At 62.7% G+C, this 19,075-nt stretch carries 18 protein-coding genes; 14 read left to right on the forward strand and 4 right to left on the reverse strand.

Translation table 11 applies throughout. The features are described 5' to 3' along the window. Nucleotides 1-103: 103 nt before the first annotated feature. From AC1DZP_RS32670 to AC1DZP_RS32695, 6 genes are all read left to right on the forward strand, one after another. Nucleotides 104-526, forward strand: coding sequence for a hypothetical protein (locus AC1DZP_RS32670; RefSeq protein WP_477308111.1), 423 nt, complete (start codon nt 104-106; stop codon nt 524-526). After that, nucleotides 523-1,161, forward strand: coding sequence for an SGNH/GDSL hydrolase family protein (locus tag AC1DZP_RS32675; protein WP_477308163.1), 639 nt, complete (start codon nt 523-525; stop codon nt 1,159-1,161). Before AC1DZP_RS32670 ends, AC1DZP_RS32675 begins: the two co-directional genes overlap by 4 nt. A gap of 15 nt (nt 1,162-1,176) precedes the next feature. Further along, nucleotides 1,177-2,622: a dihydrolipoyl dehydrogenase gene (lpdA, locus tag AC1DZP_RS32680; RefSeq protein ID WP_477308113.1), complete on the forward strand. Its 1,446-nt coding sequence runs from the start codon at nt 1,177-1,179 to the stop codon at nt 2,620-2,622. 90 nt (nt 2,623-2,712) lie between these two features. After that, nucleotides 2,713-2,970 carry a GlsB/YeaQ/YmgE family stress response membrane protein gene (locus tag AC1DZP_RS32685; RefSeq protein WP_095091622.1) on the forward strand — a complete coding sequence of 86 codons (258 nt, stop codon included), beginning with the start codon at nt 2,713-2,715 and terminating at the stop codon, nt 2,968-2,970. A 138-nt stretch (nt 2,971-3,108) separates the two neighbouring features. Continuing rightward, on the forward strand, nt 3,109-4,074 hold the full coding sequence (gene lipA / locus AC1DZP_RS32690; protein ID WP_379025166.1) for a lipoyl synthase: 966 nt from the start codon (nt 3,109-3,111) through the stop codon (nt 4,072-4,074). Nucleotides 4,075-4,187: 113 nt separating this feature from the next. Beyond that, nucleotides 4,188-4,646, forward strand: a complete 459-nt coding sequence (locus tag AC1DZP_RS32695) for a type II toxin-antitoxin system RatA family toxin (RefSeq protein ID WP_477308115.1) — start codon at nt 4,188-4,190, stop codon at nt 4,644-4,646. A 72-nt stretch (nt 4,647-4,718) separates the two neighbouring features. Here AC1DZP_RS32695 and AC1DZP_RS32700 read toward each other — a convergent pair whose 3' ends face one another. Together AC1DZP_RS32700 and AC1DZP_RS32705 are read right to left on the reverse strand one after the other, a co-directional pair. Beyond that, a complete protein-coding gene (locus AC1DZP_RS32700; protein ID WP_477308117.1) occupies nt 4,719-5,207 on the reverse strand; it encodes a CinA family protein in 489 nt (162 codons plus the stop codon). Continuing rightward, nucleotides 5,204-6,427: a bifunctional 2-C-methyl-D-erythritol 4-phosphate cytidylyltransferase/2-C-methyl-D-erythritol 2,4-cyclodiphosphate synthase gene (locus AC1DZP_RS32705; protein ID WP_477308118.1), complete on the reverse strand. Its 1,224-nt coding sequence runs from the start codon at nt 6,425-6,427 to the stop codon at nt 5,204-5,206. Before AC1DZP_RS32705 ends, AC1DZP_RS32700 begins: the two co-directional genes overlap by 4 nt. A 230-nt stretch (nt 6,428-6,657) precedes the next feature. On the opposite strand from AC1DZP_RS32705, the gene dusB reads away from it, so the two are divergent. From dusB to hflX, 8 genes are all read left to right on the forward strand, one after another. Then, nucleotides 6,658-7,686 (forward strand): tRNA dihydrouridine synthase DusB, encoded by a 1,029-nt coding sequence (dusB, locus tag AC1DZP_RS32710; protein ID WP_477308120.1) that lies wholly within the window; start codon nt 6,658-6,660, stop codon nt 7,684-7,686. Continuing rightward, nucleotides 7,683-8,825 (forward strand): two-component system sensor histidine kinase NtrB, encoded by a 1,143-nt coding sequence (locus AC1DZP_RS32715; protein ID WP_477308122.1) that lies wholly within the window; start codon nt 7,683-7,685, stop codon nt 8,823-8,825. Before dusB ends, AC1DZP_RS32715 begins: the two co-directional genes overlap by 4 nt. Further along, on the forward strand, nt 8,822-10,282 hold the full coding sequence (gene ntrC / locus AC1DZP_RS32720) for a nitrogen regulation protein NR(I) (RefSeq protein ID WP_095091616.1): 1,461 nt from the start codon (nt 8,822-8,824) through the stop codon (nt 10,280-10,282). Before AC1DZP_RS32715 ends, ntrC begins: the two co-directional genes overlap by 4 nt. A gap of 129 nt (nt 10,283-10,411) precedes the next feature. After that, nucleotides 10,412-12,697, forward strand: coding sequence for a sensor histidine kinase NtrY-like (locus tag AC1DZP_RS32725; protein WP_477227111.1), 2,286 nt, complete (start codon nt 10,412-10,414; stop codon nt 12,695-12,697). Then, complete coding sequence (gene ntrX / locus AC1DZP_RS32730; RefSeq protein ID WP_095091615.1) at nt 12,687-14,048, forward strand: nitrogen assimilation response regulator NtrX; 1,362 nt, start codon at nt 12,687-12,689, stop codon at nt 14,046-14,048. Before AC1DZP_RS32725 ends, ntrX begins: the two co-directional genes overlap by 11 nt. A gap of 101 nt (nt 14,049-14,149) precedes the next feature. Further along, the gene (locus AC1DZP_RS32735) at nt 14,150-15,013 is read left to right on the forward strand and encodes a D-amino-acid transaminase (protein ID WP_477308124.1); all 864 of its coding nucleotides are present in this window, start codon (nt 14,150-14,152) and stop codon (nt 15,011-15,013) included. Between the two features lie 145 nt (nt 15,014-15,158). After that, entirely contained in the window at nt 15,159-15,404 is a 246-nt protein-coding gene (gene hfq / locus AC1DZP_RS32740; protein ID WP_006202172.1) for an RNA chaperone Hfq, read from the forward strand. Next, nucleotides 15,405-16,796 carry a GTPase HflX gene (gene hflX / locus AC1DZP_RS32745; RefSeq protein WP_477308126.1) on the forward strand — a complete coding sequence of 464 codons (1,392 nt, stop codon included), beginning with the start codon at nt 15,405-15,407 and terminating at the stop codon, nt 16,794-16,796. A gap of 6 nt (nt 16,797-16,802) precedes the next feature. Here hflX and mazG read toward each other — a convergent pair whose 3' ends face one another. Continuing rightward, complete coding sequence (mazG, locus tag AC1DZP_RS32750) at nt 16,803-17,627, reverse strand: nucleoside triphosphate pyrophosphohydrolase (RefSeq protein ID WP_477308128.1); 825 nt, start codon at nt 17,625-17,627, stop codon at nt 16,803-16,805. Nucleotides 17,628-17,716: 89 nt separating this feature from the next. Beyond that, nucleotides 17,717-18,901 carry an amino acid aminotransferase gene (locus AC1DZP_RS32755; protein ID WP_477308130.1) on the reverse strand — a complete coding sequence of 395 codons (1,185 nt, stop codon included), beginning with the start codon at nt 18,899-18,901 and terminating at the stop codon, nt 17,717-17,719. Between the last annotated feature and the right edge of the window lie 174 nt (nt 18,902-19,075).

The following is a 19,075-nucleotide window of genomic DNA, read 5'->3' on the forward strand; positions in this document are numbered from 1 at the left end:
ACCATCGCGCCGTCGACGGTGCGCTGGGGGCCGAATTGCTGGTTGCCTTCAAACGCCTGATCGAGAACCCGATGGGCATGCTGGTCTAGGAAGGGAAAGGGCGGTGCGGACATTCTTCACCAGCCTTTTCGCTTTCATTCTTTCCGGTTTGGCCGGCGGGCTGGTCGCGCAGTGGTTGGCCATCGCCACTGGCGCCGAGGAAGAATACATCCTCGTTTTCATGTTCTCGGTGCTGGTGACCTTCATGGTTACCTTCGTCTTCTTCGTGGCGCAGTTCATGACGGATCCGGTCGCGGCGGTGGCCAGGACGGGTAAGTGGCTGATGATCATGTTTGCGGTGTTGCTTGCCCTGCTGGTCGCGCTGATCCTCTACGCCGACAACGGTGCCGCGGTGGTGAAGAAGGACATTCCCATGGTGGTCGGCTTTGGCCTGCCGGGGCTGGTGACCGTCGTTGTGCAATGGCTGTTCGTGCGCTGGCGGGTGAGACGCGGTTTGACCAAGGCACAGGTGGGTGTGGGTGCATGAAGACAGTTCTGTGCTACGGCGATTCGCTGACCTGGGGACACAACCCGGAAACTTTGGGTCGACATGAACACGAAGACCAGTGGCCAACCACACTGGCGAGAGCACTCGGACCGAGCTTCCACGTCATTGCCGAGGGACTGGGCGGCCGCACCACGGCCTATGACGACTTCTTGTCGGGCGCGGACCGAAACGGCGCGCGAATATTGCCGACGATCCTGAGCACGCATTCGCCGATCGATCTGATCGTCATCATGCTTGGCTCCAACGACATGAAGCCGTCGATTCATGGCAGCGCAGTCATAGCGTCCTATGGCATGCGACGCCTCGTCGAAATTGTGCGGGGGCACGCCTATCCATTCGGCGGTGCCGCCCCCAGGATTATTCTGGTTGCGCCGCCGCATATCGTGGAAACCCGCAAGGTGGACTACGCCGAAATGTTGGGAACGGGTGCAATCGAGTCGCCCAAGCTCGCCAGCTTTTATCAAACCGCCGCCAACGAGATGGGCTGCGGCTTTTTTGATGCAGCGAGCGTCGCTAGATGTACACCGCTCGACGGCGTCCATCTCGATGCCGAAAATACGCGCAACATCGGCAAGGCGTTAGCGCCCCTCTTGCGCGGCATGCTGGAATCGTGAATCAAGGAGAAAATCGTGGCTGAGAACTACGACGTCATCATCATCGGCTCCGGCCCGGGCGGCTATGTCACGGCGGTGCGTTCCGCCCAGCTTGGCTTCAAGACGGCGATCGTCGAGCGCGAGCATCTCGGCGGCATCTGCCTCAACTGGGGTTGCATTCCGACCAAGGCGCTGCTGCGCTCGGCCGAGATCATGCACTATTCGGATCATCTGAAGGATTACGGGCTGAAGCTCGATGGCAAGGTCAGCGTCGACACGGCTGCCGTGGTCGACCGTTCGCGAAAAGTCTCGCTGCGGCTCAATGGCGGCGTTGCCTTCCTGATGAAGAAGAACAAGGTCGACGTGATCTGGGGCGAAGCCAAGCTCTCGAAGCCGGGTGAGATCGTCGTGTCCAAGACGGCCAAGACGCCGATGGAGCCGCAGCCGCCGGTACCGAAAGGCGTCAAGGGCGAGGGCACCTACACCGCCAAGCACATCATTCTGGCGACCGGCGCCCGGCCGCGCGCGCTGCCCGGCATCGAGCCGGATGGCAAGCTCATCTGGACCTACTTCGAAGCCATGGTGCCGAAGGAGATGCCGAAATCGCTGCTGGTCATGGGTTCAGGCGCCATCGGCATCGAATTCGCCTCCTTCTACCGCACCATGGGCGCCGAAGTGACGGTTGTCGAACTCCTGCCTGCGGTGATGCCGGTCGAGGACGCCGAAGTCTCGAAATTCGCGCAAAAGCAGTTCGAGAAGCAAGGCATGAAGATCATTCTCGAGGCCAAGGTAACCAAGGTCGAGAAGGGCGCGAACTCGGTCACCGCGCATGTCGAGATGAAGGACGGCAAAGTCGAGAAGATCACCGCCGACCGCATGATCTCGGCCGTCGGCGTGCAGGGCAACATCGAAAACCTCGGGCTTGAGGCGCTCGGCGTGAAGACCGACCGCGGCTGCATCGTCGTCGACGGCTACGGCAAGACCAATGTGCCCGCCATTTATGCCATCGGCGATGTCGCCGGCCCGCCGATGCTTGCCCACAAGGCAGAGCACGAGGGCGTGGTGTGCGTCGAAAAGATTGCCAACTTTCCCGGCGTGCATGCCACCGACAAGCTCAAGATTCCGGGCTGCACCTACTGCAATCCGCAGGTCGCCTCCGTCGGCCTGACGGAGGCCAAGGCCAAGGCCGAGGGCTGGGATATCCGAGTCGGACGGTTCCAGTTCGCCGCCAACGGCAAGGCCATCGCGCTTGGCGAGGACCAGGGCTTCGTGAAGACCATCTTCGACAAGAAGACAGGTCAGCTGCTCGGCGCGCATATGGTTGGCGCCGAGGTGACCGAGCTGATCCAGGGCTTTGTCGTGGCGATGAACCTGGAGACGACCGAGGAAGAACTGATGCACACCATCTTCCCGCATCCCACGCTCTCGGAAATGATGAAGGAAAGCGTGCTCGACGCCTATGGCCGGGCGCTCAACGCGTGATAAATCAGGCCCGCGGGTAATCGATGGAACCCGGCGGCAAGGATGTTCGTTTGCGGATGCATTTTCACCCATCACACAAGGAGAGGGCATATGCACTTGAATGGCGTCGGTTGGATAGCAGCAATCATTATCGGCGGCCTGGCAGGCTGGCTCGCCGAAATGGTCATGAAGAGCAACACCGGGATCTTCATGAATATTGTTCTGGGCATCGTCGGTGCGATCGTGCTGAACGCCATCCTGCAGGCGCTCAACGTCGGTGTCTTCGGCATCGGCTGGACCGCCTATCTGATCACCGGCTTTATCGGCGCCTGCCTGCTGATCTGGGTCGGACGCCTGGTGCGCCGTTAATATCGTTGAACAGCTGCTATGCGAAAAGGGCTGCCGCGGCATGCACTGCGGCGGCCTTTTTCTTTGAGTTGAAAAGTCTTAGATGACGTTATGACAGCGAAAGCCGGACTGGCTGTCGCGAACAAACCAGGTTTCCAGATGGTCACTGTCCTCGATACGATTGCCAACGCACCGCGCTTGCGGCACCCGGAAAAGGCGCACAAGCCCGATCAGGACGTGCTGCGCAAGCCCGACTGGATCCGCGTCAAGGCGCCGGTCTCGAAGGGTTATGCCGAGACCCGCGAGATCGTGAAGTCGCACAAGCTGGTGACCGTCTGCGAAGAGGCCGGCTGCCCCAACATCGGCGAGTGCTGGGAGAAGAAGCACGCCACCTTCATGATCATGGGCGAGATCTGCACACGCGCCTGCGCGTTCTGCAATGTCGCCACCGGCATCCCGACCGCACTCGATCCCGATGAACCGGCCCGCGTCGCGCACGCGGTCAAGCAGATGGGCCTGACCCATGTCGTCATCACCTCGGTCGACCGCGATGATCTTGCCGATGGCGGTGCGCAGCATTTTGCCGAGGTCATCCGCGCCATCAGGGCGGCCACGCCGTTGACCACGATCGAAATCCTGACGCCCGATTTCCTGCGTAAGGAAGGCGCACTGGAGATCGTCGTGGCGGCCAAGCCCGACGTCTTCAACCACAATCTCGAGACCGTGCCGTCGAACTATCTGACGGTTCGTCCAGGCGCCCGCTATTTTCATTCGATCCGACTGTTGCAGCGGGTCAAGGAACTCGACCCGTCGATCTTCACCAAGTCCGGCATCATGGTGGGCTTGGGCGAAGAGCGGAACGAAATCCTGCAGTTGATGGACGATCTGCGCTCGGCCAATGTCGACTTCATGACCATCGGCCAGTATCTGCAGCCGTCCAAGAAGCACCATCCGGTGATCCGCTTCGTCACCCCGGAGGAGTTCAAATCCTTCGAGACGATCGGCCGGACCAAGGGTTTTCTGCTGGTGGCGTCGAGCCCGCTGACGCGCTCGTCGCACCACGCCGGCGACGATTTCGCTAGGTTGCGTGCGGCGCGGGAAGCGCTTCTCAAGAAATCGCTCTAATGCATGTCGCCCAAAAGTGACGTCGGTTTTGGGAGAACGACATGCATAAAAACAAGGAATCTAAAGCGCGTCGCTTGAATCCGTTTCAACGCAACGCGCTTTAGGGCCGGTTCATGCCGAAATTCGAAGCCACCCGCCGGGTTGCCCATACGCCGCAACAGATGTTCGCACTGGTTGCCGATATCGAGGCCTATCCGCAGTTCCTGCCGCTTTGCGAAGCGCTGACGGTGCGCTCGCGCAAGGAGCGTGACGGACGCACCGTTCTCGTCGCCGACATGAGCATCGGCTACAAGGCGATCCGCGAAACCTTCACCACGCAGGTGCTGCTGAAACCCGACGAGAACACTATCGACGTGAAATACATCGATGGCCCGTTCAAATATCTAAGCAATGTCTGGCGCTTCGAACCCGATGGCGGAGGCTGTATTGTCCGCTTCTTCATCGATTATGAATTCAAGAGCCGCATTCTGGGCGCGGTGATGGGCACCATGTTCGATCGGGCCTTCCGCATGTTCGCCGAGGCTTTCGAGAAGCGCGCCGACTTCATCTACGGTGTTGTATCGTCGGCCTGATGCATGTCGCCCAAAAGTGCGCAGCGGAACAACGACAGGGCATAAATACAAAGACTTTAAGCGCGTCGCGCTTTAACGCTGGCCAAGCGCACGCAGTCCCAGTTCCAGCGCATGCCCAACTGTTTCACGGCGGATAAGATCGCGCCCCTTGTCGGCAAACAGCCTGTGTTCCGCAGCCACGGTCTCGCCGTCCAGCCCGACCCCGAACCAGACCAGGCCGACAGGCTTTTCCGCCGAGCCGCCGCCAGGCCCGGCGATGCCGGTGACCGCGAGCGTCAGCTTGGCGCGCGAACGGTCGAGCGCGCCCTTTGCCATTTCGATTGCCGTCTCGCGTGAAACCGCGCCGTACTCCTCAAGCGTGGCGGGGGAAACACCGAGCATGTCCATCTTGGCTTCGTTCGAATAGGTGATGAAGCCGCGATCGACCACGGCGGACGAGCCGGCAATGTCCGTGAGCGCGGCGATGATCATGCCGCCCGTGCAGCTTTCGGCCGTTGCCAGCATGATGCCGCGCTGCTGGCAGGCCTGAAGCAGCGCGTTTGCCAGCTCGTTGTTGGTCATTCCGGCACCTCGCCGGGAAACACCACGCTGGCGGTGGCTATGGCCGCTATGCCTTCCTCGCGGCCGACAAAGCCGAGCTTTTCGTTGGTTGTCGCCTTGATCGAGATGCGATCAGGGGAAATTGCCAGCATCTGTGACAGGGCTGCCGTCATCGGCTCGCGATGCGGGCCGACGCGCGGCGCCTCGCAGATCAGCGTGATGTCGGCGTTGGCGATGCGGCCGCCGCGCTCGCGCACCAGTTTTGCCGCATGTTCGACGAAGATACGAGATGCAGCGCCTTTCCACTGCGGATCGGACGGCGGGAAATGCGTGCCGATGTCACCGGCGCCACAGGTCGCCAGCAGCGCATCGGTCAAGGCATGCAGGCCGACATCGGCGTCGGAATGGCCCGAAAGTTTCTTGTCATGCGGGATGGCGACGCCGCACAGGGTGACGTGGTCGCCAGGTTCGAAGGCGTGGACGTCGTAGCCATTGCCGGTTCTGATGTCGGGGAAGCGCACACGTTCGCCGGAAAGCCGCTGGTCCGCCATTGCAATATCCCGTGCCCAGGTGAGTTTGACATTGTCCGGTGAACCCGGAACGATCCTTACCGGAATATGCGCCCATTCGGCGATCGCGGCGTCGTCGGTGAAGTCCATTTTCCCCAGGTGATGGGCTTTCTCGTGCGCGGCAAGAATGGGCCAGAACGGAAAGCCCTGTGGCGTCTGCGCGGCGTGAAGTCCGTTGCGGGAAACGGTTTCTCCCACGACGCCAGCGGCCGACTCGCGCTTCAGCGTATCGGCGACGGGCAGGGCGGGCAGCGCGCCCTCGCGCTCGCCGATGGCGTCGATGGTGCGGTCAATCAACTCCGCATCGACAAACGGGCGGACGGCGTCGTGGATCAGAACCCGGCCCGGCGCGTGGCCTCTCAGTGCGAGTAGTCCCAGCCGCACCGAAGCCTGCCTGGTCGCCCCGCCCATGATGACGATGACCCGCTCGGCGTTGACGCCTGCTGCCTGCTGGAACAACTCGTGGTCGTCGGCATGAATGGCGACAACAACTTCGCTGGTCCGCGGGTGGGCCAGGAAAATCTCAATCGTGTGGGCGATGACGGCGTGGCCGCCAATACTTTGATACTGCTTGGGTCCGTTGGCCTGCCCGGCGCGAGCGCCGCGGCCGGCGGCGACGATCACCACGGCGACCTTGCCATCGTCACTCGAATTTTCACTTGCATCAGTCATGCAGATTGGCTTAGCGCACGATCCCGAAAAGTGTAATCGGTTTTCGGAAAAGATCGTGCGCCAAATATGAACTTCTAAAGCGTTCTTTGCGTTCTGAGGGGCGCCTGGCGCCAATTCAGAAGGCCAGCATTTTTCCCAATTGCGCCTTAATGTGGCGTCATTCCGCGTTGCACATTGCACCGGTTCTGGCTAGAGAATGTGCAACGAACTAATATGCTTGGTTTTTGTGCATGCCTGATTTGACCAAATTGGCCGCGCCACTCGACGTCGGCGGCGTGCAAATTCGCAATCGCGTGTTCCTGGCGCCGATGTCGGGCATCACCGATGAGGCGTTCCGGCAGCGCGCCCATGCGCATGGCGCCGGTCTTGTCGTATCCGAAATGGTGGCCAGCGGCGAGCTTGCCAAGGGCAGGGCCGGTTGCGACCTGCGCATTCGTCATTCCGGCCTGCCGGTTCACATGGTGCAGCTTGCCGGCCGCGAGGCGGCGCACATGGCGGAAGGCGCGCGGATCGCTGCTGGCGAGGGCGCCGACATCATCGACATCAACATGGGTTGCCCGGCCAAGAAGGTCACCGGTGGCTATGCCGGCTCGGCATTGATGTTGGATCTCGACCACGCGCTGTCGCTGATCGACGCCGTGGTCGGCGCGGTCAAGGTGCCGGTCACGGTCAAGATGCGGCTGGGCTGGGACGAAGGCGCACTCAACGCCCCGATGCTGGCACGCCGCGCCGAACAGGCCGGTGTCAGGATGGTGACGGTGCATGGCCGCACGCGCTGCCAGTTCTACCAGGGCAAGGCCGACTGGCGCGCCATCGGCCGCGTCAAGGAAGCGGTGTCGATCCCGGTCGTCGCCAATGGCGATGTTTCTTCGCCGGCGGAAGCGGCTGCCATTCTCGATCAATCCGGTGCCGATGCCGTCATGATCGGCCGCGCGCATTACGGTGCGCCGTGGATCGCCGGCAGCATCGCGGCGGCCGCGACGGGCGAGGCAGCGGCCAAGGTGCCGCAGAACCGGATGGCGCTGGCCGACTATGTCGTGGCCCACTACGAGGACATACTGGCGCTCTATGGCGTCGAAAGTGGCCTGCGCCAGGCGCGCAAGCATCTTGGCTGGTATCTCGACAGTCATGCCGGCGGCATGGCTGACGACAGCCGAAAGGCCATACTGACCGAATTCGAGCCCGCGCGCGTCATCGCCATGCTGCGCGATGTGTTTTCGCGCGATGCGCAACCGCTGAACCTGCGGAGCGCCGCATGATCGCCGCCGCTGGCCAGGGTGTTGAAATGGCGGATGCCGCCCAGATCGTGCTCAACACCATCCGCCGCCCTGTGATCATGATCAGCGAGGCAGGGTTCATCACCTTCGCCAATGCCGACGCGGAAGACTTCTTCCGCTCGAGCGCGACGATGCTGGCGCGCAACACGCTGTCGAAACTCATTCCTTTCGGCAGCCCTTTGCTGACGCTGGTCGATCAGGTGCGCGAGCGTCGGGCTCCGGTCAACGAGTACCGGGTCGACGTATCGTCGCCGCGCCTCGGCATCGAGAAGGTCGTCGATCTCTATGTCGCGCCGGTGTCGGAATTTCCGGGCTCGGTCGTGGTGATGTTCCAGGAGCGGTCGATGGCCGACAAGATCGACCGGCAGATGACGCACCGCGGCGCTGCGCGCTCGGTGACCGGTCTGGCGGCGATGCTTGCCCATGAGATCAAGAACCCGCTCTCCGGCATCCGCGGTGCTGCCCAGCTGCTCGAACTGTCGGCTTCCGACGAGGACCGCGCGCTGACGCGGCTGATTACCGACGAGACCGACCGCATCGTGTCGCTGGTCGACCGCATGGAGGTGTTTTCCGATGAGCGGCCGATCGATCGCTACCCCGTCAACATCCACGTCGTTCTCGACCATGTGAAGGCGATTGCCAAGAACGGTTTTGCCAAGAGAATCAAGATAATGGAGGATTATGATCCTTCATTGCCTCCGGTGTTTGCCAACCGCGACCAGCTCATCCAGGTGTTCCTCAACCTGGTCAAGAACGCCGCCGAGGCGATCGGCAGTGACCCGCAGGGCGAGATCGTGCTGTCGACGGCCTTCCGGCCGGGCATCCGTGTTTCCGTTCCGGGCACGCAGGATCGTGTATCGCTGCCGCTGGAATTCTGCGTGCGCGACAATGGCTCCGGCGTCTCGGAAGATATCCTGCCGATCCTGTTCGATCCCTTCATCACCACCAAGCCGAATGGCTCGGGGCTGGGGCTGGCGCTGGTCGCCAAGATCGTCGGCGAGCATGGCGGCATCATCGAATGCGAATCGACGCCGCGCGGGACCACTTTCCGCATCCTGATGCCGGCCTGGAAAGAAGTGCCATACGGCGCCGATGAAGACGGTGAAGGAGACCGCAAATGACCGTTCGCGGCAATATTCTCGTCGCCGACGACGATGCGGCGATCCGCACCGTCCTCAACCAGGCGCTCTCGCGCGTCGGTCACGAGGTGCGCGTCACTTCCAACGCTTCGACATTGTGGCGCTGGGTGGCGGCGGGCGAGGGGGATCTGGTCATCACCGATGTGGTGATGCCGGACGAGAACGCCTTCGACATGCTGCCGCGCATCAAGAAGGCGCGGCCGGAGCTGCCTGTTATCGTCATGAGCGCCCAGAACACCTTCATGACGGCGATCCGCGCGTCCGAAACCGGCGCTTATGAATATCTGCCGAAGCCATTCGACCTGACCGAACTGCTCAACATCGTCAACCGGGCGCTTTCCGAGCCGCGGCGGCCGAAGATCGATGCGCGGCCGGAAGAGCAACCTGATGCGATGCCGCTGGTCGGCCGCTCGGCGGCCATGCAGGACATCTACCGCATGCTGGCGCGCATGATGCAGACCGACCTAACGGTGATGATTTCTGGCGAATCCGGCACCGGCAAGGAGTTGGTGGCGCGTGCGCTGCATGAGTATGGCCGCCGCCGCGGCGGCCCGTTCGTCGCCATCAACATGGCGGCGATCCCGCGCGACCTGATCGAATCGGAACTGTTCGGCCACGAGAAGGGCGCCTTCACCGGCGCGCAGAACCGCTCCACCGGTCGCTTCGAACAGGCCGAAGGCGGCACGCTGTTCCTCGACGAGATCGGCGACATGCCGATGGAAGCGCAGACGCGCCTGCTGCGCGTCCTGCAGCAGGGCGAGTACACGACCGTCGGCGGGCGCACGCCGATCAAGACCGATGTGCGCATCGTCGCCGCCACCAACAAGGATCTGCGCACGCTGATTAACCAGGGGCTTTTCCGCGAGGATCTTTTCTATCGCCTCAACGTCGTGCCGCTCAGGCTGCCGGCGCTGCGCGAGCGCTCCGAGGACGTGCCCGACCTCGTCCGGCACTTCTTCAAGCTCGGCGAGATGGAAGGCCTGCAGACCAAGCGCATTTCGTCGGGCGGCATCGAACTGATGAAGCGCTACCCGTGGCCGGGCAATGTGCGCGAACTGGAAAACCTCGTCCGCAGGCTCGCCGCGCTCTATTCGCAGGACGAGATCTCGGCCGAGATCATCGAGGCGGAACTCAAGACCGGCGAGCGCCCGGTGGTGCCGGGCGGCGGCAACCTCATTCCCGACGACCTGTCCATCGGCCAGGCGGTCGAGCATTTCCTGCAGCGCTATTTCGCCTCATTCGCCGGCGATTTGCCGCCTGCCGGTCTCTATCAGCGCATTCTGTCCGAGGTCGAGTATCCGCTGGTCCTGGCCTCGATGACGGCAACCCGCGGCAACCAGATCAAGGCCGCCGAACTGCTGGGCTTGAACCGCAACACGCTGCGCAAGAAGATTCGCGACCTCGGCGTCAACGTCTACAAATCATCGCGACAGCCCTGAGCCCTGACCCGAGCCCGGGCTCTTTTCAGGGGACCATCTCGCGAAAGATTTCCGTCTCGGTCACACTTGTTGCATAATCGCCACAATGCGTTGCATACATCCGACGCAATGATGGCTCTAGACGGCGACATGGCTCCGCAGGCACCGACACTCAACCAACCGCTTTTCAGCGAACCCGGCGCACGCGACGGGCGCAGGCTGCTTGCGCTGCCCGGTGTGGTCGCGGTCGGCGGCGCGCTGGTGACGGCGGCGATCTCGTTCACCATCCTCGTCGGCGCCACGCCGATTACGCCCAACGAGTCGACGACGCTCGCATTGATCGCCCTCAATGCCATATTCGTCCTGTTCCTCATCGCGCTGGTCGGACGCGAAGTGCACCGCATCCTGATGGCGCGCCGGCACGGCAAGGCGGCCTCGCGGCTGCACGTGCGCATAGTCGCAATGTTTGCCCTGGTCGCCGCAATTCCCGCCATCATGGTGGCGATCATCGCCTCGATCACGCTCGACATCGGCCTCGACCGCTGGTTCGAAATCCGCACCAAGACGATCGTCAATTCGTCATTGTCGATCGCCGATGCGTATGTCCAGGAAAATGCCCGCAACCTCCAGGGCACGACGCTGTCGATGGCCTATGATCTCGACGCGTCAAGGACGCTCTATGGCCTTGATCGGACTGGCTTTCTCGACCTGATGAACAAGGAAGCCGTGGGCCGGTCGCTGGCCCATGCAGCGCTGATCAAACCCGACGGCTCGTTCGTCATGAGCGCCAAGACCGACACAGATTTCGCCATGCCCGAGCCGCCGGAAGGCGCCGTGGCCAGTGCCTCCGACGGCAAGCCGGTGCTGATCGAGCCGAAAACGCGCAACATCATGGGCGCCATCGTCAAGCTGCGCGAGATCGATGGGCTCTATCTCTACACCATTCGCCTCGTCGATCCCGAAGTGATCAAGGCGCGGCAGATCGTCAGATCCAACACCGACGAATATCGCGGGCTGGAAGATAACAGGCGCACTTCGCAGGTGGCCTTCGCGCTGCCCTATCTGTCGCTGACGCTGATCATCATCCTGTCCGCGATCTGGACCGGCATTGCCGTTGCCGATCGCCTGGTGCGGCCGATTCGCCAGCTTATCGGCGCCGCCGACGAGGTGGCGACCGGCAATCTCGACGTCGCGGTTCCTGTCAGGCCATCGGACGGCGATGTCGCCTCGCTCGGCGACACGTTCAACAAGATGCTTCTCGAACTGAAATCACAGCGCAACGAGATTCTGTCCGCCAAGGACCTGATCGACGAACGGCGCCGTTTCTCTGAAGCGGTGCTTGCCGGTGTCACCGCCGGCGTCATCGGCGTCGACCCCTATGGCATCGTCACCATCGTCAACCGCTCGGCCGAGGCGATGCTGGCCATATCCGCCAACGCGGCACTTGGACAGAACCTCTCCGCCGTGCTGCCGCATGTCGGCCGCGTCTTCGAGATCGGCCGCAAGTCCGGCAAACCGGTCTACCGCGAACAGGTCACTTTCTATCGCGCCGGTGCCGAGCGGACCTTCAACGTGCAGATCACCATCGAGGCCGGCGACGACGGCGCGGAGGAAAAATCCTATGTCGTGACGGTCGACGACATCACCGATCTGGTTCAGGCGCAGCGCTCCTCCGCCTGGGCCGACGTGGCGCGGCGCATCGCGCATGAGATCAAGAACCCGCTGACGCCGATCCAGCTGTCGGCCGAGCGCATCAAGCGCCGCTACGGCAAGGTCATCACCGAGGACCGCGAGGTTTTCGACCAGTGCACCGACACCATCATCCGGCAGGTCGAGGACATCGGCCGCATGGTCGACGAGTTCTCGGCGTTCGCCCGCATGCCGAAGCCCGAAATGAAGGCCATCGACCTGCGCGAATCGCTGCGCGAGGCCTCGTTCCTGGTCGAGGTCAGCCGCGCCGACATCACCTTCGAACGGGTATTCGGCAGCGAGCCGCTCAAGGGCACGTTCGACAGCCGGCTGATGGCGCAGGCTTTCGGCAATGTGATCAAGAACGCCGCCGAAGCGATCGATGGGCTGGAACAGAAGGATGGTTCGCACGGCATAATCCGGATTCAAGCCGGCCGCCAGAATGGCGCGATTCGCATCGACGTCATCGACAATGGCAAAGGTTTGCCGCGCGAGAATCGCCAACGGCTGCTCGAGCCCTATATGACCACACGCGAGAAGGGCACCGGGCTCGGTCTCGCTATCGTCAAGAAGATCGTGGAGGACCATGGTGGCAGGCTGGAACTTCATGATGCGCCCGCGGATTTCCACGGCGGGCGCGGCGCGATGATCAGCATCATCTTGCCGCCTGTGGCGGTCGCGCTTCCGCGTGGCGAAAGCAGGTCGGAAAACGAACGAGAAACTGAAAAGGTCGGTAATGGCGTCTGATATTCTCATCGTCGATGACGAGGAAGACATCCGTGAACTCGTCGCGGGCATCCTGAGCGACGAAGGTCACGAAACCCGCACGGCATTCGATGCCGACAGCGCATTGGCGGCGATCGCCGACCGGGCGCCGCGGCTGATTTTCCTCGACATCTGGCTGCAGGGCTCGCGTCTGGACGGCCTGGCGCTGCTCGACGAGATCAAGACGATGCACCCGACCTTGCCGGTGGTGATGATCTCCGGTCACGGCAACATCGAAACCGCGGTCTCCGCCATTCGCCGCGGCGCCTATGACTTCATTGAAAAACCGTTCAAGGCCGACAGGCTGATCCTCATTGCCGAGCGTGCGCTCGAAACCTCGAAATTGCGGCGCGAGGTTTCCGACCTCAAGCTGCGCAGCGGCGAAACCTTCGATCTGATCGGCATGTCGTCGGCGATGAGCCAGCTTCGCCAGACCATCGAGCGCGTCGCGCCGACCAATAGCCGCGTCATGATCATCGGCCCGTCAGGTTCGGGCAAGGAACTGGCCGCGCGTGCCATCCACACGCTGTCGGCACGCAAGGGCGCGCCGTTCGTGACATTGAGCGCCGCCAACATCACGCCGGAACGCATGGAGATCGAGCTGTTCGGCACCGAATCGAACGGTGTCGAGCGCAAGGTCGGCGCGCTTGAGGAGGCGCATCGCGGCATCCTCTACATCGACGAAGTGGCCGACATGCCGCGCGAGACGCAGAACAAGATCCTGCGCGTGCTGGTCGAGCAGCAGTTCGAGCGGGTAGGCGGCACCAAGCGGGTCAAGGTCGACGTTCGCATCATTTCCTCGACTTCGCAGAACCTCGAAGCGATGATTGCCGACGGCCGTTTCCGCGAGGATCTTTACCATCGCCTGGCGGTGGTTCCGGTCATGGTGCCGGGACTGGCCGAGCGGCGCGAGGACATTCCCTACCTCGTCGACAATTTCATGAAGCAGATCGCCCGCCAGGCCGGCATCAAGCCGCGCCGCATCGGCGATGACGCGCTGGCCGTGCTGCAGGCGCACAACTGGCCGGGCAACGTCCGCCAACTGCGCAACAATGTCGAGCGCCTGATGATCCTGGCGCGCGGCGATGACGTCGATGCGCCGATCACCGCCGACCTGTTGCCGTCCGAGATCGGCGATGTCATGCCGCGCACGCCGAATCAATCCGACCAGCACATCATGGCGCTGCCGCTGCGCGAGGCGCGCGAACAGTTCGAGAAGGACTATCTGATCGCCCAGATCAACCGCTTTGGCGGCAACATCTCGAAAACCGCCGAGTTCATCGGCATGGAGCGCTCCGCTTTGCACCGCAAGCTGAAGTCGCTGGGCGTCTGACCGCCGCGACGTCCGATCGGCCGCGCTTGGGCCAACCATTTGCCCGTTACGGCAGCGGCGGAATCGCATAAGAAAGCCCGAGAATTATCCAGGGGTCGCCAATGCCGCGCATTGCCTATGTCAACGGGCGCTACGTCGCTCACGCGGACGCTTCCGTGCATATCGAGGACCGCGGCTATCAGTTCGCCGATGGTGTCTACGAGGTCTGCGAGGTGGCGCGTGGCTTCATCGTCGACATGCCGCGCCATCTGGCCCGGCTGAACCGCTCGCTGACCGAACTGTCGATTGCCTGGCCGGTCACGCGCGGTGTCCTGCCGCTCATCCTGCGCGAGGTGGTCAACCGCAATCATGTCGCCAATGGCCTGGTCTATGTCCAGGTCACGCGTGGCGTCGCCAGCCGCGACTTTGTCTTCCCGTCGGCGGACACCAGGCCGTCCCTGGTGGTCACAGCCAGGAAAGCCGATCCTGCCGCCGGAGCAAAGCGGGCTGAAACCGGCATTGCGGTCATCACAGTGCCKGAGAATCGCTGGGATCGGGTCGACATCAAGAGCGTCGGACTGCTGCCTAACGTGCTGGCCAAGCAGAAGGCCAAGGAAGCCGGCGCSCAGGAGGCATGGTTCGTCGACAGCGACGGCATGGTCAAGGAAGGCGGCTCGTCGAACGCCTGGATCGTCACCAGGGATGGCGTTCTGGTCACCAGACCGGCCGAGCATGGTATCCTGCGCGGCATCACCCGCACGACCATGTTCGAGGTGGCGGCCAGCCTCGGCTTGAAGATCGAGGAGCGTGGCTTTTCCGTCGCCGAGGCCAAGGCAGCGCGTGAGGCGTTCATCAGTTCCGCGACGACAATTGCCATGCCGGTGGTGGCCATCGACGGCGATCCGGTTGCCAATGGACACCCCGGCTCAGTAACACTTTCCTTGCGTAAGGCCTTTTTTGACATTGCGGAAAAAAGTCCAGCCTGATAACCGCACAGGTGGAATGAACATCAATTTATCTCGTTCTGCTTGTCGTTACTGACGACAAGAGGGTGTTTGCGCGCTTGACATGTGCCCGTTAATTTGGCGCATTGGCTTGCAAACCGAAGGGGATCGGCGAAAGACAAGAACAATGGCGGAACGATCGCAAAACCTTCAGGACCTGTTCCTGAATTCAGTTCGCAAGAGCAAGAACCCGCTCACCATCTTCCTTATCAACGGCGTGAAGCTGACCGGCGTGGTCACTTCGTTCGACAATTTCTGTGTCCTGCTGCGCCGCGACGGTCATTCCCAGCTCGTCTACAAGCACGCCATTTCCACGATCATGCCGAGCCAGCCGGTTCAGATGTTCGATGGCGAGGAAAGCCAGGGCGCCTGATTGGCACGTGAGAAAGACGCGGACGCACCAGTTCGCGGAAAACCAGCACATCATCCCGGGACGGAAGCCAAGGGCCCGACCCGGGCCGTTGTCATCGTGCCGGTGCTTACGCGCCAGCCGCGCGGTGACGACGATACTAACCGTCCGCGGCTGACGCGTTCGGCTGACGCTCGTCACGACGAGGCCGTCGGCCTTGCCCGCGCCATCAACCTTGACCTGATCCACACGGCGGTGGTGACCGTCAACGATCCGCGCCCGGCGACGTTGCTCGGCAGCGGCAAAGTCGCCGAGTTCGCCGAAATCGTCAAAGAAGGTCATGCGGAAGTGGTCATCGTCGACCATCCGCTGACCCCGGTGCAGCAGCGCAATCTCGAAAAGGAACTGAATGCCAAGGTGCTGGACCGCACCGGCCTGATCCTTGAGATATTTGGCGAGCGCGCGCGCACCAAGGAAGGCACGTTGCAGGTCGAGCTTGCCCATCTCAATTACCAGAAGGGCCGTCTTGTGCGCAGCTGGACCCACCTCGAGCGCCAGCGCGGCGGCGCCGGCTTCCTCGGCGGTCCCGGTGAAACGCAAATCGAATCGGACCGGCGCGTCCTTCAGGACAAGATCATCAAGCTGAAGCACGAGCTGGAAACCGTGCGCCGCACCCGCGACCTGCACCGCGCCAAGCGCAAGAAGGTGCCGTTTCCGGTGGTGGCGATCGTCGGCTACACCAATGCCGGCAAGTCGACCTTGTTCAACAGGCTGACCGGAGCCGGCGTGCTGGCTCAGGACATGCTGTTCGCCACCCTCGACCCGACGCTGCGCCGCGTGCGCCTCCCGCACGGCACGTCGATCATCCTTTCGGACACGGTCGGCTTCATCTCGGACCTGCCGACGCATCTCATCGCCGCTTTCCGCGCGACGCTGGAAGAGGTGGTCGAGGCCGACCTCGTCATCCACCTGCGCGACATTTCCGATCCCGATACAGCCGCACAGGCCGAGGATGTCGAGCGCATCCTGGCCGACCTCGGTGTCGATGCCGGCGACGCCAAGCGGGTCATCGAAGTGTGGAACAAGATCGACAGGCTCGACGAAGGCAACAGGAACCGGCTGCTTGCCGATGGCACTGACGCCAGCAAGGCGCCGCCGGTCGCGGTGTCGGCGGTGACCGGCGAGGGCATCGATGCGCTGAAGGCGATCATCGAAACGCGCATGGCGGGCGAACTCGAAGACCTGACGGTGACGATCGAGCCGGCACAGTTCGGTCTTGTCGACTGGCTTTACCGCAATGGCGACGTCGTTTCGCGAACCGACAATGACAACGGCAGCGCCACCATCTCGCTCAAGGCGACACAAAGCGCCCGCGAAGAGATAGAAAGCAGATTGCGCACCAAAACCAAAGGGTAACGTCGCTTACTTCGCGGTTTTTGCTTCCTGCCAGAGCGCTTCCATCTCGGCCAGGCTCGCCTTGTCCAGCGTGTTACCCGACTTTTCCAGGGCCTGCTCGACATAGTGGAAGCGTGAGCGGAACTTCTCATTGGTGCCGCTCAGCGCGGCTTCTGAATCGAGCTTGAGGTGCCTGCCGAGATTGACGACGGCAAACAGCATGTCGCCGAACTCGTCCTTGATCGACGCGGTGTCGCTATTGGCCAGCGCCTCGCGCAACTCACCAATCTCTTCCTCGATCTTGTCGAGGATAGGCGCTGCCTCGCTCCAATCGAAGCCGACGCGGGCGGCCTTCTCCTGCAGTTTCAGCGCTCGCGTCAGCGCGGGCAGGTTGACCGGAACACTGTCCAGAAACCCCTTGCCATTGTCCTCGGGGTCGAGACCTCGGGCGAGGCGGGCGCCTCGTTTTTCCGCCTTTTCCTCGGCCTTGATCTTTTCCCACATGCCCTTGGCCATGCCGGCGCTGCGGGCCTCCTCGTCGCCGAAGACATGCGGATGGCGACGGATCATCTTCGTCGTGATGGCCCGGACCACATCGCCGAAGGCGAATTCACCGGCCTCCTCGGCCATTTGCGCGTGGTAGACGACCTGCAGCAGAAGGTCGCCGAGTTCGTCGCGCAGGTCGTCGAGGTCACCGCGCGCGATGGCATCCGCCACCTCGTAGGCCTCCTCGATCGTATAGGGCGCGATGGTCGAGAAATCCTGCTCGATGTCCCATGGACAACCGGTTTTCGGCGCTCGCAGCGCCGCCATGATCTCGATCAGGCGCGAAATGTCTTTCGATGGCGTCATGCGACCGATGCTACCGCGCGGCCACTCGCGCGGCCAACGTTGTCAGCCGGCGAGGGGGCCTTGTCCACAGGCGCTGGGTACCCGGCCTGTCAATCAAGAACGGAAACGATCGCCTTGGCGAGTTCGTCCATCCCGTCCTCGGGCAGACCCGCGACATTGATGCGGCTGTCACCGACCATGTAGATGCCGTGCTCGGCACGCAGCCGCTCGACCTGCGTTTCCGTGAGGCCAAGGCGGGAGAACATGCCCCGGTGGCTGGCAACGAAATCGAAACGGTCGGAATTGGACTGCCGGCGCAGCGCGTCGGCGAACTGAACCCGAAGCCTGAGCATGCGCAGCCGCATCTCCTCGAGTTCGGCCTCCCAGTCCGCGCGCAACGCGGTGTCTTCCAGCACGATGCGCACAGCGGCAGCGCCGTGATCCGGCGGCATCGAGTACATGGCGCGCGCCGCCGATAGCATTTGACCCATCGCCAGATCGGCCTGGGCGCTGTCCTTGGCCAGGATCATCGCCGCGCCAACGCGGTCGCGGTAGACGGCGAAGTTCTTCGAGCAGCTCGACGCGACGACCATTTCCGGAACCTTCGCGGCCAGCAGGCGCAAGCCGAGAGCATCGGCCTCAAGGCCATCGCCAAAGCCCTGATAGGCGATGTCGACAAACGGCAGCAGGCCGCGCTTGACCACCAGATCGACAACGGCGGCCCATTGCGCGCTGTCCAGGTTGGCGCCGGTCGGGTTATGGCAGCAGCCATGCAGCAGCACCACGTCACCGCTGTTTGCCGTCCGCAGCGCTGCCAGCATGTCGTCGAAGCGAACGGCACCCGAAGCCGCATCGAAATAGGGGTATTCGCGGATCTGCAGGCCAGCGGCGCGCATCACCGGCATGTGGTTCGGCCAGGTCGGGTCCGAAAGCCAGACTGTCGCGTCCGAACGTGTCCGCTTCAGCAATTCCGCCACCAGCCGCAGCGCACCGGACCCGCCGGGCGCCTGTGCGGCGCGGATGCGCGTCATGTCGGCGCCTGGGCCGAAGGCAAGCTTGGCCATCACCGCGTTGAAGCCGACATCGCCGGCCAGGCCGAGATAGGTCTTGGTGTCCTGGCCCTGCAGCAGGCGCTTTTCGGCCTCGCGCACGGCGCGCATGACCGGCGTCTTGCCATCGCGATCCTTGTAGACGCCGACGCCCAGATCGACCTTGTCGGGACGCGGATCGGCGCGATAGAGGCCGATCAGGGCCAGGATCTTGTCGGCGGGGGCGGGCTGCAGATCTTCGAACATTGGCAAAGGTTCCGTTGACGCGGCGGAGTGATACGCAAATCGAACGTATTTCGCCAGAGCTTTTCCTGCCGCCTCGGCGTGGCTGTGCATGGACGTTGTCCGAGACGACAAGGCCATCAGGACCTACACGCTACTGTCACATCGGCGTAGTCTGAATAGCCTTTCCAGCACGAA

The sequence above is a fragment of the Mesorhizobium sp. P2_F8 genome (assembly GCF_056403655.1).